This is a genomic window from Vibrio satsumensis, assembly GCF_050337435.1.
Classification (GTDB): domain Bacteria; phylum Pseudomonadota; class Gammaproteobacteria; order Enterobacterales; family Vibrionaceae; genus Vibrio; species Vibrio satsumensis.
Genome location: NZ_JAKJSX010000009.1, coordinates 39368 through 56128, shown reverse-complemented (window position 1 = coordinate 56128; position 16761 = coordinate 39368). Strand labels below are relative to the sequence as shown.

General features: G+C 42.2%; 10 protein-coding genes. 5 read left to right on the top strand and 5 right to left on the bottom strand.

Annotated features, from left to right (window positions below; translation table 11 throughout):
* Nucleotides 1-40 precede the first annotated feature (40 nt).
* The 3 genes from L4C44_RS12785 to L4C44_RS12775 all read left to right on the top strand — a co-directional run bounded on the left by L4C44_RS12785 (nt 41) and on the right by L4C44_RS12775 (nt 2995).
* The gene (locus L4C44_RS12785; RefSeq protein ID WP_428805173.1) at nt 41-985 is read left to right on the top strand and encodes a 1-aminocyclopropane-1-carboxylate deaminase/D-cysteine desulfhydrase; all 945 of its coding nucleotides are present in this window, start codon (nt 41-43) and stop codon (nt 983-985) included.
* 190 nt (nt 986-1175) lie between these two features.
* Nucleotides 1176-1913: a dienelactone hydrolase family protein gene (locus tag L4C44_RS12780; RefSeq protein ID WP_428805172.1), complete on the top strand. Its 738-nt coding sequence runs from the start codon at nt 1176-1178 to the stop codon at nt 1911-1913.
* 176 nt (nt 1914-2089) lie between these two features.
* The gene (locus L4C44_RS12775; protein WP_146492159.1) at nt 2090-2995 is read left to right on the top strand and encodes a MalM family protein; all 906 of its coding nucleotides are present in this window, start codon (nt 2090-2092) and stop codon (nt 2993-2995) included.
* An 87-nt stretch (nt 2996-3082) separates the two neighbouring features.
* Here the strand turns inward: L4C44_RS12775 and L4C44_RS12770 are convergent, their stop codons facing one another.
* Entirely contained in the window at nt 3083-5896 is a 2814-nt protein-coding gene (locus tag L4C44_RS12770; protein WP_428805171.1) for a glycoside hydrolase family 3 protein, read from the bottom strand.
* A 142-nt stretch (nt 5897-6038) separates the two neighbouring features.
* On the opposite strand from L4C44_RS12770, the gene L4C44_RS12765 reads away from it, so the two are divergent.
* Entirely contained in the window at nt 6039-6917 is an 879-nt protein-coding gene (locus L4C44_RS12765) for a helix-turn-helix domain-containing protein (RefSeq protein WP_428805170.1), read from the top strand.
* A 314-nt stretch (nt 6918-7231) separates the two neighbouring features.
* Here L4C44_RS12765 and L4C44_RS12760 read toward each other — a convergent pair whose 3' ends face one another.
* Nucleotides 7232-8563 carry a carbohydrate porin gene (locus L4C44_RS12760; RefSeq protein WP_019821079.1) on the bottom strand — a complete coding sequence of 444 codons (1332 nt, stop codon included), beginning with the start codon at nt 8561-8563 and terminating at the stop codon, nt 7232-7234.
* Between the two features lie 456 nt (nt 8564-9019).
* Nucleotides 9020-10618 (bottom strand): glycoside hydrolase family 16 protein, encoded by a 1599-nt coding sequence (locus L4C44_RS12755; protein ID WP_428805169.1) that lies wholly within the window; start codon nt 10616-10618, stop codon nt 9020-9022.
* A 547-nt stretch (nt 10619-11165) separates the two neighbouring features.
* On the opposite strand from L4C44_RS12755, the gene L4C44_RS12750 reads away from it, so the two are divergent.
* Complete coding sequence (locus L4C44_RS12750; RefSeq protein WP_019821076.1) at nt 11166-12161, top strand: LacI family DNA-binding transcriptional regulator; 996 nt, start codon at nt 11166-11168, stop codon at nt 12159-12161.
* Between the two features lie 90 nt (nt 12162-12251).
* On the opposite strand, the gene L4C44_RS12745 is transcribed toward L4C44_RS12750, so the two are convergent.
* Both L4C44_RS12745 and L4C44_RS12740 read right to left on the bottom strand, forming a co-directional pair.
* Nucleotides 12252-15695, bottom strand: coding sequence for a hypothetical protein (locus L4C44_RS12745; RefSeq protein ID WP_146492162.1), 3444 nt, complete (start codon nt 15693-15695; stop codon nt 12252-12254).
* A gap of 73 nt (nt 15696-15768) precedes the next feature.
* The gene (locus tag L4C44_RS12740; protein ID WP_017071889.1) at nt 15769-16758 is read right to left on the bottom strand and encodes an ABC transporter ATP-binding protein; all 990 of its coding nucleotides are present in this window, start codon (nt 16756-16758) and stop codon (nt 15769-15771) included.
* Nucleotides 16759-16761 lie beyond the last annotated feature (3 nt).

Genomic DNA, 16761 nt, shown 5'->3' with positions numbered 1-16761 from the left:
AAAAATGCTGGCTCTTTAGTCAGCATTTTATCTAAGTGCGATGAAACTAAATAATAGCCCTGTAACTCAGCATCAATACAATGAGCGCACCTTTTTCTTAAAGCGTGACGATCAGCTTCATTCCCATTTCTGCGGCAACAAAGCGCGTAAATTCATGAAGCTATTGGAAGACGAACATCCTGAAATAACAACCTTGATCAGCTATGGCTCTGCGCAGGCTAATTCTCTGTTCTCACTCGCGGCACTGGCAAAGATCAAAGGTTGGACGCTTGAGTTTTACGTCGACCACCTTCCCCAGTGGCTACAAGAACGCCCAATAGGCAACTACCGTGGCGCTATTGATCTTGGGGCTAAGGTTATTTCCGTTAAAGAGCTAGGCTCTGAACTTCATCCACAAAAGTACATTGAGCAAGTAAGACAACCAGGCGCCCACTGTATTGTTTTGCCAGAAGGTGGCCGCTCTCAGCTTGCTGAGTATGGTGTTAAGCAACTGGCGATGGAGATACTGAGTTGGACTCGCTTCGAAAACAAGCACGATTTTGTGGTTGCACTGCCCGCTGGTACAGGTAGCACAGCACTGTATCTTCATAAGCACTTAAAGTTGCACAACATCCCAGTCCTAACCTGCGCTTGTGTCGGCGGCGATGATTACCTAACACAGCAATTCAATGAACTTGGTGAAACCGATCACCCGCAGATCTTACCGCTCAAAACCAAGCACCACTTTGGAAAATTGTATCAACAGGATTATCAAACTTGGTTGGATCTACAAGAGCAAACCGACATCGAGTTTGACCTGCTTTACGACCCATTAATGTGGCAATGCTTAGAACAATGGCAAGCAGATAACCCGACCCAAACCATTATCTATATCCATCAAGGTGGCATCTTAGGTAATGAATCCATGTTGCCACGCTATCAGCGTAAGTATCCCGATATCAAAACCAGCAATTCCAACAGTGATAACACCAGTACAACTTGGTAATTTCTCTGATGCCCTAACCTTGCCCCCCCGAACAACCATAATGCTCTGCCACTGTGGTTGTTTATGCTCAAATTAGCCTAGCGACCCTTTCATTACTTCATCTATCAAAGCCAACCTAGCAATCTGGCGAGAATCGTCGTGTTATCTATACTTTCGATTGGAACGTCATTGTCATCGAAAGGAATAACGTATGCGAACACTCACTACGCTAGGTCTGTTTTCGGTTTTACTTCCCTTTTCAGCACTGTCTGGAGAAAACGTCATCTACCAGGTTGATGGCATGGAATATGAAGGTTATTGGAGTGAAGCCAGCGATCAAGCGCCCTTAGTACTTTTAATACACGATTGGGATGGTTTAACCGACTACGAGAAGAAGCGCTCTGAGATGCTTAATGAACTCGGTTACAACGTATTCGCCATCGACCTGTTTGGTAAAGGCATCCGCCCAACCGAAGTGAAAGACAAAAAACAACACACAGGCGAGCTGTATAGAGACAGAGAAAAAATGCGCGCGCTCCTCAATGCAGGAGCCTTGGAAGCACAAAGGCTTGGCGGTAACTTAGATAACAATGTGATGATGGGTTACTGTTTTGGTGGGGCTGCCGTATTGGAAGCCGCGAGAGCAGGAATTCCATCCAAAGCTTATGTCACCTTCCACGGTGGTCTATCGACACCAAAAGGACAAGACTACTCACAAACCAAAGCACCTGTTGTCGTGTTCCATGGAACGGCAGACGCTATGATCTCAATGCAAGATTTTGGCAACCTCGCAGCTGAACTTGAAACGGCCAAAGTTCCGCATGAAATGATCACCTACAGTGGTGCGCCGCATGCCTTTACTGTATTCGACTCAAACAACTATCAACAAGAAGCTGACCAAAAATCGTGGGAACGCTTTACTCAGTTGTTAAGTTCGGTATCTCGTTAACTTTCAATCTAAGTAACAGCTCAACTGAAGCCTGTTACCTAATTCGTACTAATTATTAGCGACTATTTCTTTAAATTTGGCGTTCGTCACTCAAAAAGAAAGCGCTTTCTTGTAATGTATCTCTATTATCAATTAGGCACTCTGAATCAGATATGCTTTTTTAACTGTGAGAAATTATGAAATATTTAGCAATACTACCAGCGGTATTCGCACTCAGCGCCTGTTCAACAGTGACAGAGTCACCGGTTAGCTACCACAAAACTTCTCCGGGGCTAGAGTCACTAAAAAATAACGAAAACTGCTGCGAAAATCTGAGTACCATTCAATATCAAAGCATTACGAACCCAGAAGAAATATCTGTTTCGATCACCACAGCAAGCCCTAAAATCGAGTTCAAATCTGGCCGATCCTTTGCTGGAGGGCTAAAGCTTCCTACAACACTAGATGCTATTCGTTTTTCAGTGACTTCAAATGCTAATTATTCAGCATTCGTTCCGTCACTTTTGGTCTTAGACAAAAATTACCAGCCGCTAGATGTTATTGGTAAAGAAAGCATCACATACCAGCCACTTAGCCTGCTTGATGGTGCACAATATGGCGCACAAATAGAACTGCAAGAACGTTACTTAAACGGCGAGGCTCCTGCTTACTTGGTCGTATTCACAACCAGCGAAGCACTCGCGGAAACAACTCCTGTCGAAAAACCAAGTGATATGGCGATACGCTCTGGCGATATCCAGGCAAACATCGCTCATAACACGGACTACGCCATCCCCCACGCTGCAATCGGGAAAGTCTCCTTTGATTTTAAATTCACAGCGGTAACCACCGTTGTTGAAGAACAAAACCGTCAAAATCGAGTTCAACAAATTATTCCAGAATCAACCGTAGCCCAATCAGATTTATTAACGGAAAATACACTGAATAAGAAAGAGGTTTATCAAACTCTTATAGAAAACTCGGTTTCATCTGGAGATTTTAGTGCAGCACTGACTTACGTTGAAGAATCTGAGCGATTAGGAATCGAAGGGATGCGAAACTCCTTTGTTGACGCGATGAAGCAATATCAAAAAGCACAATAACTCAGCCTCAAAGTAGTCGTTTATTTTCTCTCACTTTACCTCTTTTTGAGCAACGAGAGTTAAATAAACGACTGTTATCCCTCAGCCCTATTCAGGTATAAACGAAAATTCTAATTGCTCCAATTCTAAGCCTAATTTGATAAATTCAATATCCAAAGAATAAAAGCCTTTATCAAGCTTAACGGAGAGCCCCTCAACTGAAACTGTCTCGCCATTAGTACCATTCACTGATAGAGACATCGCGTACACGTTATTGAAACTCAAACTACACGCAGATTGAGCCAAAGTGCCGCTATCGTAATTAACAATACCTGCACATCGATACACACCAGCCTGTTTAACTTCCAAAACAATGCTACGGTTTTCTCTGATATTAAGTGGTAATACTATTGCACGTTGCTCTGCCGTCAGAGAGCAAAAGTCTCCATCAGCTTTACTCTGTTGTTTATTAAGATTTTGGGTCGCCTCAAAGCTCTTAACTGGATCAAAAGCGACTAATGGGCGCCCCATTGCTGGAGAGTCCATAATAAAACGACAAATATTCATCGCGCTTCGTTGCAACTCCCCTAAGCTCAACGTTCCGTTTTCAAGCGCCTGTAACGTATCGTCATTCGACACGTTATTTTCCGCACCATCATGCTCAACAACCATATACAGATCATTTTGAGAGCGAAGCATAAAGGATGTGTAACTTCGACTTTCAGAACCACCTTTGATTGGGTCATTCATTTTTGCCCACCAATCCGTCATCACTATCCCTTTATAACCCCACTCCCCACGAAGAATCGTAGTATTGAGGTCGTAATTGGATGCAGCCCAGTGACCATTAATAGGATTGTAGGAGGTCATAACACTCGAAGCTCCTCCTTGTTTTACCGCTATTTCAAAAGGCTTCAGATGAATCTCACGAAGCGCTCTCTGTGATACAACACTATCAACATCAAACCGTGACGTTTCTTGATCATTCGCCACCAAATGCTTGATTGTGCCAGACACTCCTGCAGCTTTAAGACCAAGAGTTTGAGATGCAGCTATTACCCCTGAGAGAAATGGATCTTCTGAGAAATACTCAAAATTTCGACCATTCAAAGGGTGGCGATGGATGTTAATCCCAGGACCAAGCAACGTATCAATATGATTGGCTTGCATCTCTTTCCCCACTAAATGAAATAGTTTCTCATTCAGCTCCGGGTTCCATGTACAGCCTAATAATGTACCAATTGGGACTTGAGATGCTTTATGTCCGCTGTCCATTCGGATACCAGACGGACCATCTGCAGCAGCAACGACAGGGATGCCTAAATCAAACAAGCTCGGCGAAACACCACCAAAAGCAGCAGCAGTACCAGGCGTCACCTTAGGACTGCACATACCTTCACCACGAACAATTGTCGCTAACTGCTTTACGGTCATTTGCGAGATAAATTCGTCAATGTCCGCTCGCCCCTGCTTAACATCCAGTAAACGAATGCCCGTATCTTCACTAAGAGGAATAGAACTTGGAAGCTCACTCAGAATACGTTTACTCAAATCTATAGTTCGTAGCGGCACAGATTCGTAATCGTAACTGTAAACACCATTTTCCACGTTGCCTTTGGGGATCAATCTCTTAAATCCGGTGACAGGAGCAAGTGCTTCCGTTAATTGCTCAACAACCAACAGCTCTTCTATTTTAACGCTCTCACTAACAAGCTTTGCTTGGCGAACACTTCCTCCTAGATAAAAGTGATATTCTCCAGCTTCAAGTACGTAACTATTTGGGTGTCCCGTTTTACCGCAGTCATCAAATGATGCGAAGGAAGATAGAGGACATGAAATTGTCAAACACACCGTTTCTTGCGGGTCCAAGGTCGGTGTTTTCACAAACCCGATCAGTGCTCGTGTTGGCTTACCAAGATGACCTTGAGGCGCTTCAACATACAATTGAACAACATCCTTGCCACTGTATTTCTCACCTATGTTTTTAACTTCAATGTCAAATACCAACTCTTGTTCAGAGCCAGAACCAAGAATCGTTAGCGCATTTAATTGATTGGAAAAGCGGGTGTAGGACAGCCCAAAACCAAACTCAAATTGAACAGCTTTAGGATTGAAAGTTTCAAAATACCGATACCCGACATAGATATCTTCTTGGTACAGATTACGCTCTTTATTTCCGAAGCTAGCGCTGGAAGGATAATCAGATAAAGAGTGCGCAATAGTGTCGGTCAAACGTCCACTCGGGCTAACATCACCTGATAAAACATCAGCTAAAGCATGCCCACCTTCCATACCTGCGGCCCAACTATACAGAACAGCCTTAATCGCAGCAGCACCTTTAAGTGAACTTGTCCATGACATATCGATTATGTTGGTCACGTTCAGTATCACAATGACATCATCAAAATATTCTGTCACTTTCTCCAACATTTGTATTTCTAGCGCGGTTAAATTGTAACTGCCTTGCTGCTGTGCATTATCTTGATCTTCACCCGCCGTTCGACCGATAAAAATAACGGCTTTGTTAGATTTGGCAACGGCATCCATCACAACTGAATTTGAAAGAGGCATTTCATCTTGAAACCAAGGTTCTGCTGCCCAACCACCTCCTCCGTCATTGAACGGGTTGTCCTTGACCCAACGTTTGTATACCTCCACCAAACTGAGATTAAGATTGATGTTTGGATTCTCATACAAGCCCTGTAATGCATTAACGGAATAAGGGACATTCACAGCTCCACCAGATCCAGTGCCACTTCGGTAGGTATCAATCTGACAGCGACCAAAAAGAGACACCGTATCACTAGCCTGCAATGGCAATATTGAATCACTATTTTTTAGTAGCACAATGCCCTCAGTAGCCGCTTGTCGACTTATGGGTGCAAGCTGCTTCTGTGCTTCGAGAATTTCCACAGTATTCATTTAAAGTCCTACTATTTTTTTACTTAGAGCAAAAATTTGACCTCTCGCTCTAAAAGTTAATATTGTCTTTGTTCAAAAAATAGTAATCTTAACCACGGCGTGTAACTACCAAATAAGCGACAGAAATAGGTAAAATAGCGACATGAAAACCAAGTTTAGACTCCAAAGTCATCAGAGATATCCTCAGATAAAATTTGCCTATGTCGATGGTCATCACGATTTCGACTTTGACGTACATAGCCATGACTTTTCTGAACTTTTCTTAGTTGTGAGTGGTAGTGGAAAGCATACGGTAGCTAGCCACACTTACCCTTTAAGTACAGGAGATGTATTTGTTATTAATGGGGATATTGAACATGGATTTTGTGAAGTAAATAAACTGAAGATTGTAAACTTGATGTTTGATACGGCATTGCCTTTTTTTGAGGTCCCTTCAATGCGTCAAATGCCAGGTTATCAAGCGCTTTTCAAGGTAGAACCAATTGCTCGACAAGCATCTGAATATCAAGCAAAGCTTACGTTATCACTTTCTCAGTTGAAACGAATCAATGGACTTCTACAACAAATCAAATCGGAATACGACAACGCAGAACAGGGGTTTGAAATCATATTGACGAGCACAATGCAGCAACTTGCGATAGAACTTGCTCGGCGATATCAAGAACAGACCCATAGCTTACCAAAAACAACCCTGGCATTGAGCCGTGCTCTCGCACATATTGACCGTCAATACAAAGAAGTAGGATTAGATACAGAAACCATTGCGCAAGCGGCCTATATCAGCAAGCGGCAACTAGAAAGGTTATTCAGGCAGTTTTTAAATACATCCCCAAACCAATACGTCAAAGACCTTCAAATTCGACACTCGGCATCCTTATTATTAAACGACAACAAAAGCATCCAACACATTGCTGAGTCTTGCGGCTTTTCTGACAGCAACTATTTCTCCAAATGTTTTAAGGCCCAAAATGGATGCAGCCCTCGCGAATTTAGAAAGCAACATTCTTCCCATAACTCATAACCCTTTCCCCCTTAAACCTTAAGCCTTAAGTCTTAAGTCTTAAGTCTTAAGTCTTAAAAGATTAGATATGTCACACATAAAAAAACCGCTCCTTTCGAAGCGGTCGATGAGTATCTTTGGCAAGAACACATTTGAAACGAAACTCAAATATGGAAGACTCATAGTAATAAAAATGAAACTCTTTGTGCTGCTAGGAAAGAGCTCAACTATTGCAATAAATAGGATATCGAGAACCTTGCCCGCCCTAAAGGCAAGGCCGTCATACCACTCCCCCGGTATGCTCGATATCACTTAAGACCCGAAGGTAAAAAATTCTACCACCACATGTCAGCTTGAATACCTACAACAAAGTCGCCCTCTTTACCCGTACCATCTTGCATTTCACCATCAAGGTAAGATGCCATGAAGCGAATTTCTGGAGATGGACCGAAGCCAGAGTGCACAACTAGAGTCGGTGCTACTGTTAGCTTGTAATCATAAGAATTCTTTGACTCACCATTACGGTCTTCGTAGTTGTACATGTAACCAGCTTCGGTAGCGATAAAGAAGTTTTCTGAAATTGGGAACGTTGGTCGCACCATTGCTGATACCCAGCCGTCTGTGTCACCATTGTCAAAATCGTTGTACTGGGTTTGAAGAGAGTGGAAAATATTCACACCATTTTCAAAAAAGTACCCACCCCATGCTAAAGCACGTAGCGATACATCGTTTTCATCAACAGCCTTCAAACAAGACGTACCACAGCCCGTGCCTGTCGTTAACCAACTTTGATAGTCGCTACCAGGCTTGTACGTGTTGTAAGTCGTAAGAGTACCGCCTAAAAGGTTACCTGAACCTAAGCCTTTACCAGCCTGCGCGATGTATTTTGTAAAACCTTTATCTGACAACCCAAAGACAGACTCAGTGTGAACAATTGCCGTCATTTCATAGCCATTCTCAGCGAATGCTTCTGGGCCATTACCAAAACCTAAATCGACCATATTGTCTGGCATATACTTAGCCATAGCGTGAAGCTCAACACTACCAAAGTTCACGCCAGCATGAAGTGCATGCATGATGTTGTTGCTGTCACCCCAGAAACTTGTATCGCCAGAGTCATCGCTTGCAATATAAGCAAAGTCCCACTTATTACCACCTAGCTCAACACCTTCAATACCAACACCAGTACCTGACATATCCGTGTAGAAAAAGTCGGTCATAAAGATGTAATTATCTTTACCATAAAAGCGCTTACCACCCCATACAACACCGGTTTCAGATACACCTTCAAACTCGACAAAAGTTTCTGCCATACCAATTTCGCTGTTGGTTGCATCGGCATTGGCACCAAGTTGGTTGGTTGCATATTCCGCATTGTTGGCTGCTGCTCGTGTTTTGATTCGAATTTTCTGACCACCGTCATTCTCAAAATTTTTCTGCAGTGCAACTTCAAAGTGGCTATCCGACTCAACACCCAATCGACCTAAACGCTCTTTAGATGCTGGGAACTTTGCTCGTTTAAAATCATCATTTTCACTGAATAGAACACCAGCACGGAAATAACCGTGAAATTCAAATCCATCCGATTTTTCGGCATGTACAGCAGGTGCAGTAGACAAGCCAGCTGTAGCGACTAAACAAGCAAGGGTAAGCTTAGAAAGTTTCATAATAACTCCATGTTCCAAATTATACTTTCACAAAGAAAGCGCTTTCTTTATTTTTCTTAAAAAAACCAATCGAACAGATTTAAAGAAGATCAAATCTAAGCCCACATTCACTATGCACTCTTAACCTTATTGGCTTTAACCGCTCAGTTGGTATGGAAAGAGTATAAATCGATCTCGTGAATATAAACCGTGATCAACCCCACCAAAGAAAGCGCTTTCTTGTGCGTGAGTCACAAAAATAGAGATGTTAAGTATTTTGTTTGAACAATCATGGAACCAAGTAAAATGTCACTGTTCACATATTAAAGACGAATTGCTCCGTTCAATCACTCAGAACCAGTTTCGAAATACACCGTCGGTTGTCTTCCTCAAATAATCGTCGAAATAAAAAAGGGAACATGCATTGTATGTTCCCTTTATATTCAGACTTTTATTCAAGCCCTTTTGTTAACAGGCTTACTTTTCAAATCGAATATTATCTAGTTTAAAACTCATTTCTCCTTGAGGCTCAAACACTAAAAGGTTAGTGATCATTTTTGGATCAGCTTGATTCCCACCAGCAAAACGGTTGTCTCTCTTTAAAATGTCAGCGATTGGAATACGTACCGTCTTCCATTCATTCATTGCTGATAACGGCACGGTATAGTCACTTGTTTTCGGCCAGCCGCTGTCCATCTTAACCAATAGTTCAACCCCATCAGCCATACTCTCAACTTTCAAATCAAAGACCAGTTCACCCGTTTCTTGCCAATGTGTCACATCTGTTACAGGAGAACGAAAATAGATATTTCCTGATCCTTCTTTCTTATTCACTTGTAGCACTGTTCCACGATCTGGTTCGGTCACTTCTTGATAGTCAACAATATCCAATGGATCATAGCTTGCATAAGCCAAGCTTGCGTTAAGAGTTTCGGTAAAAATCTCCAACGTTGGTCCATCAGCATAACTATCATCGGTTGCTAAGATCTCTGGAGCTTCGTGCCCTATCACTTGTATTGCATGTTCAGAGCGACTTGCACACCCTTTTCCTTTCCAACGATCAACCTTACAACGGTATACCTTGACCGAATCAACTAGCATTGTTTTCGGAAACAAACCTTCGTCGATGCCTTTATCATTTGCGTTCGCTGACCACGCCCCACCGACAGCCAAGTTCAATAACAAATGAAACTTTTCATCAAACGGAGCTGCTCCACTCGCATTAATGAGTTTCCCTTCTTCCGCTTCATATTGGCTGTACCATCCCTCTTGAGTTTGAGTCGCGTAATGAATATTGTCTACATACCAACGAATTTCACCTTCTTCCCACTCAATCGCGTATGTATGGAAGCCCTCAGTAGGGTTCACACCATTTGGCAATGTCGCGGCTTGCCCTTTATAAACATTGTCTGGCCAATTTCGTCCGTAATGTAACGTCCCGTAGATGCGGCTCTCTAGATCATCATTTTTCGCTCCCGCCGCATCTGAAAGTGTGTTTAGGTTAACCGCTTCCATAATATCGATTTCGCCAGAAGCAGCCCATGTACCATATTTATTGTCGGTTGGCAGCATCCAAATTGCGGGCCATGAACCTTGTCCACCAGGTAACTTTGCTCTGATTTCATAACGGCCATATTTGGTGTCACGCTTGTCTTTTGTGCTCAGTCTCGCAGAAGTATAAGGGAGTGTTTTAGTTGCTCCGCCAATCGTACCTTCGGCATTGTCAGGCCCAGTATGACTTTGCTTCAGCGCGACAATGTGTAAAAAGCCATCTTTAACAAATGCGTTATTAGAATCATCCGTGTAGCACTGTTGTTCATTGTTCCCTCCTCCCCAACAGTTCACTTCTAATGACCAATTACGTTTATTTAATTGCTCGCCTTCAAACTGGTCTTCCCACACCAATTGCCAGTCTGGACTTAAAGTAACTGGAGCATGGGATAGCACGATCGGTTTTTCAGTTTGAGCTAAGTCAGCACTTTCGGATACCGGCAGCTCTATCACCGTGCAGCCAGACATCAAAGCGGCAGAAATAAAAGACGTTAATATCTTTACCTGATTGGTTAGATCTTGCATTACAACTCCTTGTATCACGACTTTCTAAGCAGGCGACACGTAATATCGGAGCCCATAACAGAAAGTCGATAAATGAATAACTCCGCGATCATGGACCCAATATGCCATGCACGACTGTTTCAAAATGAGTATATAAAAGTGCATAGTTCAAAAAAGAGACAACGCTCACCTTAAGAAAGCGCTTTCTTGTTGAGTTTCACATTTTGCTAAATTTCATTGTGGTTTGTGTAGATTCTCAAGAATTTTTGTAACTTGATTATCTGCATAACACCTTAGAATCCCTTTATTCTCAAGCTTCTATTTTTTCTAGCTTACAACGAAGCTCAGAAAAACAGATTCACTTTTATTACAACATAAAGAAAGCGCTTGCTTGATATTAAAACGAGTATATGGAAATATTCGTGACCTTACTTTGTATGCTTAACCTTCAAATTTAGCGTTAAGCAGTTCAGAGTTTTTAAATATTAATCATTGGATTACTAGGCTCTTATTGATCACGAAGGTAATATAGCTTAGTTCACTCCTTGTAGAGATAAGGCCACTACCATTGATCACCATTAAAGAAGTATCTGAACTTGCTCAAGTTTCTCAATCAACCGTCTCACGAGCATTAAATGGTCACCCTACGGTAAAGGAAGCCAATCGCGAAAAAGTATTTAAAGCTATTGAGCAACTGGGCTACAAGCCTAATGCGTTTGCACAAGCTCTAGCCTCCAGTCGTTCAAATAGCATTGGCATGCTAGTTGGTTCGCTTGATGGGCCTTTCTATGGACCATTAATGCATACAGCTGAAGATACCGTTCGCCAAAATAATATTCACTTAATCGTTACAAGTGGCCAGGAATCACGAACCAAAGAGCTCGATTCTATCCAGTTTTTGCAATCTAAACTTGTGGATGGCCTCATTGTTCACTCAGACAAGCTCAGTGATGACGAACTGATCAAAATAGCGAAAGACAGTGAAACAATGATTGTTCTCAACCGTTTTATTCCTGAGATTTCTGATCGCTGTATTTACATTGATAATGAGCTTGGTGGCTACCTTGCAACGAAGCACTTACTTGAGAACGGCCATAAAAAAGTCGCTTGTATCACAGGCCAGTTGAGTAAAGTTGATAGTAGAGATCGCTTTCAAGGGTATCGAAATGCCTTGCTAGAGTTCGGTATCGAATACGACGCAGGGCTGTTTGTAGAGGGGCGCTTTGATCATCAAGGTAACCATGAAGCTGCGCGACGCTTGTTAGACCGAGACCCTGAGATCACCGCGATTTTCTGTCAAAATGACAACATAGCGCTTGCTGTATATGACGTAGCAGCAGAGAGAAACCTCATTATTGGGCGAGACCTTTCGGTCGTAGGCTTCGATAACGATACTCACAGCCAGCATATTCGTCCTCGCTTATCGACGGTCGATTTTCCTGTCCATGAAATGGGAGAAGAAGCTGCAAAAGGTGTTTTATCGTTAATTAATAAACGCGACTACCCATTGAAACACAAACTAACACCGACATTGATTGTGAGAGAGTCCGTGGCTAAGCTTTGATTTTTGTATATCAAACACCCTATTTTTTACACTTAAAAGAAAGGCTCTAAGTATTCACTTAGAGCCTTTTTATTTCACTTCAAATTAGAATTAGAGTAACTGGTGCTTTGAGAACACGACAACGACTTTCTCAATGAGACCACTACGAGAAAAGAGCTGTGAAGCCATTTCATGATTTAGCGTTAACGATGCAAATGCCTCACTTGTTCCGTCTTTAAACTGAACTTCAATACCCTGTGTTGGCTCATCATTGAGTTGGTAAATAAATGGTACCTGACAGTAAGTAAAAGCCAGTTGCCCAGCCTGAACAATAAAGCTCTGCATTTGTCCTTCAATATTTTGGCAGTCAAAAGTCGCCGCTTTTTGTAAGAACTCTTTAGGACTAAGAAGTGAAGGGTTAATTACAATTGTTCCATCAACGACCTCTAGACCTAGCTCGCCAAAACGGGTAATCACTTCTTCCTTAACTTGCCCTGTCATCCCTGGCTGCTGTGCTCCAGAGTGCTTTGGCGTATGAGAATACGGATCCGTCGGAAACGCACCGTAGTTTTCCGGCGTTTTGTTGAAACCAATACCGGCTCTCACTTTGTAATAGTAATCCGCTAATTTAAGAGTTTCCTGGCTATTAGAATCCATACTCCAAGCATGCTGATAGTTTTCTTGCACAGCTAGCAGCAACTTAGAAACCATATGCCAATAGATACAACCTAAACCTTCATAACCAAACATGGTTCCCGAACGTCCAGTAAAGGCTTTATGGTTGAATACACGCTCATACAAACTAGATACATGACAAAATTCATCATCACTAATTGACGGGTAATCGGCTTTAATTTCATCAATCGCAGCCTGAAGGAAACCTTTGTTTTCAAAACTTGAATTGAAGTGGTAAGAACCTTTGCTGTCTTGGTTTACTAATCGGTTATCTTTGGCAACAACCATCATGCTTAACAATTTGCTCTGATCAATGTCTTTAGCGTCTAAACAGTTTTTATCCATAAAAGAAGCCAGCTCACGGTCAGGGTAAAGCATGAAGCTGTTTTGATCAGCACGATACATGTCACTGGCAAACAATTTATCCAACAACTCAACCGCTTGTTTAGGTGATAATAGACCCGAACTTAATACTGCAACTTGCCCTTCTAGCATCGGGTAAAGCTCTTCAACCATTAAGCTCTCACCAGAACAACTCAAGATGTTATACGCATTGTACAAACCATCTTCACGCAAGTTGTTTGTAATCGTAGAATCTAGGACTTTTAAGCTCGCGCCCATCAATTGAACAATCGCTTCTTTCTCAACTTTCGTTTTCCCTGAGAATCCATTTACTCGGTACACGCGCTCACGATAATTAGCAGCGGATTTAGCCAGCTTAGTCAGCATTGCTTTACGAGTTTGACGAGTTACCGTATCTTGACGAATCTCTGTATTTGCCTCTGAAACGATCTGTGTAACAGAAGACATCCACTCAAACACTTCTTTGGAAATACTGTATGAAGATGGTGACTTCTCTAACAAACGCAGCATAAAGGCAACATAGCGACGCATGTAGTACAAGGTTACCATTGAGAGGCCGTTGCCAACGATAGCGTTGTTTGCATCATTCCATTCTGGACGTTGTGTATTGAGCCAAATACCACCATCAAGCACTAAGTTACTCAATTTCGCCAACAAAGGGACGAGTATCTTCTCCATTAAGTTGACCATATAAACTTCTTGGTCACCCGTCATCAACAAGCGACCGTCACTGCCTAAGCTCTTGACACGTTGCTCTGTCAATTCCTGCAGAACTTGGTTGAACTCTACGGTATCTTTAGGGTTGTCAAAGAGACCTTGAACTCCACAAAGCTCGTAAGGCACATTGGCATAACTAAAAATGTCACTTTCTAGTAATTCGATAAGGTCGCCTTGCTCAAATTTGTCTGCCAACTCAAGGAATTTTAATAGATAGATGATTTGATGATCGCCCCAGTAACCAATATTACTCCAAGGATCATCCGCCTCTAACAGTTCCCAATCTACACCATCTTTAGTAATTCGATACGGATTGTAGCCATCTACCGTTGAAGCATTAACAAACTTAGAGATGAATGATTTGATGAACCCTGGATAACTAAGTGCCATCGCTTCCCAGTTTTGGAAAATATCACGCCAGTTGCCTTGATAAGAAAGTAAGCGTTCGCCATTTTCATCTTTGAGCTTAATCTCATAGTGGTTCCAAGGGCGACTAGGGTCACCATGACGACGTCCAAAAGTAAGCGGTAGATACTCGTAGCTCAATCGAACTAATTGAGAATCTCCTGTCGCTTTAGCGCGCGAAACTAATTCGGAATGGCTGAAAACATCCCCTAACTGATCAAAAAAGTCTTGATGGCGGCCTGCTACCTGAGAGTTGGCCTTTTCCATAGTTTTAACTACGTCAGCCTTTTCTAACATATAGCCGTTTTCAAACACGCCACCACGCATGTTATTGAACAACACATTGGCATAATGGTGAACGCTGGTATTTTCTTCGGCTGTTATTTGCCACGCATCCGCACCAGACATTAATGTGATTAATTCATTTTGATTATCTGCAATGCTCTTTTCTAAAGCTAGTGCTAGGTTAGCAGGAACAGAGAGCTCAGATTGAAGCTGACAGATATCGGAATGAGTCTTGTCTATATCAGCGACAATCGACCAAACTTTGGTTTGATGTGCTCGCAGCGTCAGAGACTTATGAACTAAATAACTTCCTCTAATCCCTTTCGTTAAAGGTTCACTTTTAACCGCTCGACCTTTTCTGAACGCATTAACTTGAGCACTCGTCAATAAAATTTGGCTGCTTTCCGTTTCTAAGCTGAAGACTGTCGTCGCTAGCAAAGATTCAGCAGGGTCGGCTCTATCACTCAATTTCGCATACATGCTGAACAGAGCCAATGAACTACCATCAACTTGTTCATTCCACTTGTACGCATCAACTAATGCACTTCTTGTTTGAAGAGCTGATAACGGAGCACCTGAAGGAAGTATATTTTGTAAGCCATCTAGTGCTTCGACTTTACGCTCGAAGCTCGCTAGATTGGTCAGTTTTGAACGACGAATAAATCCGTATTTTTCACTCGTATTCCAGCTGTATTGGAACTGTAGTTGCAAAGTATGGTTTATCTCTTCAAATACGATTTTGTCTCCAATCGTATTTTTATAAAGATTGCGTTCAACATCAAAAATACCATCATGGAATGTATTAAACGGTTCCCAAAGTACAACCTTGTCGCCATGTTCAATACGGAAGATGGATTTTGAGCCGGTGTTTTCCGCATTTTCATGAATATGGTCAACAGACTTGTAAGGAAAAAGCGCATTTTCCGGACGAATGCGTCCAGCTGAAAGGCTGCCTGTTGATGAAATAAATAACCAGTGATCGCTCGACGATACAACGCTAATAAAGAATGGCGTCATTTGGTCAACATTAGAGATTTGGTAGTAACGCTCACCATCTAAATCAACGAACTTGCCATCGACCTCTGGTGTTAAGTTGTAGTCTTGTTTCATATCAAAATTCCAAAAATTCTTACACTTAAGTTTTGAAAGCGCTTTCTTTTTCGTTTCAAAAAGGATTTAAAGTTTACAAATGATGACAACGAGCAAAATGCTCTTCTGCAATTTGAGTCGGTTCTGGTATTGATTGCGTGCAAAGTTTGTCAGCTTTCATACAACGGCTTGCGAACGGGCAACCTACGCTACTTGGCTTCCAAGAAGGGATATCGCCTTTTTTCACGTTCATGTCACGCTTGCCCGATTTACCGACTTCTGGCACAGCTGACAACAACAACTGAGAATACGGATGTTGCGGGTTCTGAGTGACGTTGTCGCTATTGCCCCATTCGACCATATGTCCTACATACATCACCGCCGTTTTCTCAGCAAAATAACGCGCCGTCGCAATGTCATGAGTGATGTACATGAACGAAATACCATGCTTATCTTTCAAGTCAGCCATTAGGTTTAGGATTCCTAATCGCACAGACACATCAAGCATAGAGATAGGTTCATCAGCTAGGATAACTTCCGGGCTAACAGCAATTGCACGTGCAATTGCGACACGCTGTCGTTGTCCACCACTTAGTTCATGCGGGTACTTCTCTGCGGTCTCTTTAACTGGTGTTAGCCCAACCATTTCGAGCAATTCATAAACAAGGTTCGGAATCGCTTCTTTTTCTGCTCGTTTATGGATAAGTAAAGGTCGCGCAATATGGTGGTAAATCGTGTGTACAGGATTCAGCGAGCCAAACGGGTCTTGAAAAATCATTTGCACTTGGCGTGCATATTCAAGCTCACCATATTTTTCAATATAGTCAGACAGAGGCTCACCTTTGAATTCGATATCTCCAGCCGTCTTATCGTAAATTCGGGTAAGAATTCGAGCTCCAGTGCTTTTCCCTGAGCCAGATTCACCAACAATCGCTAATGCTTCTCCTTTACGTAGATCAAATGAAACATCATTTACGGCTCGCATCATATTGCTTTTGACTGACTGGCCAAGTGGGAAATCTTTTACCAAATTCTTAACTGATAAGATAACTTCGCTTTTATCAACGTTCTTTAAAGTATTCATAAT

Bases quoted from the DNA above. Each gene is read 5' to 3' on its own strand.
- L4C44_RS12785 (WP_428805173.1), top strand. From the start codon at position 41: ATGAAACTAAATAATAGCCCTGTAACTCAGCATCAATACAATGAGCGC.
- L4C44_RS12780 (WP_428805172.1), top strand. From the start codon at position 1,176: ATGCGAACACTCACTACGCTAGGTCTGTTTTCGGTTTTACTTCCCTTT.
- L4C44_RS12775 (WP_146492159.1), top strand. From the start codon at position 2,090: ATGAAATATTTAGCAATACTACCAGCGGTATTCGCACTCAGCGCCTGT.
- L4C44_RS12770 (WP_428805171.1), bottom strand. From the start codon at position 5,896: ATGAATACTGTGGAAATTCTCGAAGCACAGAAGCAGCTTGCACCCATA.
- L4C44_RS12765 (WP_428805170.1), top strand. From the start codon at position 6,039: ATGAAAACCAAGTTTAGACTCCAAAGTCATCAGAGATATCCTCAGATA.
- L4C44_RS12760 (WP_019821079.1), bottom strand. From the start codon at position 8,563: ATGAAACTTTCTAAGCTTACCCTTGCTTGTTTAGTCGCTACAGCTGGC.
- L4C44_RS12755 (WP_428805169.1), bottom strand. From the start codon at position 10,618: ATGCAAGATCTAACCAATCAGGTAAAGATATTAACGTCTTTTATTTCT.
- L4C44_RS12745 (WP_146492162.1), bottom strand. From the start codon at position 15,695: ATGAAACAAGACTACAACTTAACACCAGAGGTCGATGGCAAGTTCGTT.
- L4C44_RS12740 (WP_017071889.1), bottom strand. From the start codon at position 16,758: ATGAATACTTTAAAGAACGTTGATAAAAGCGAAGTTATCTTATCAGTT.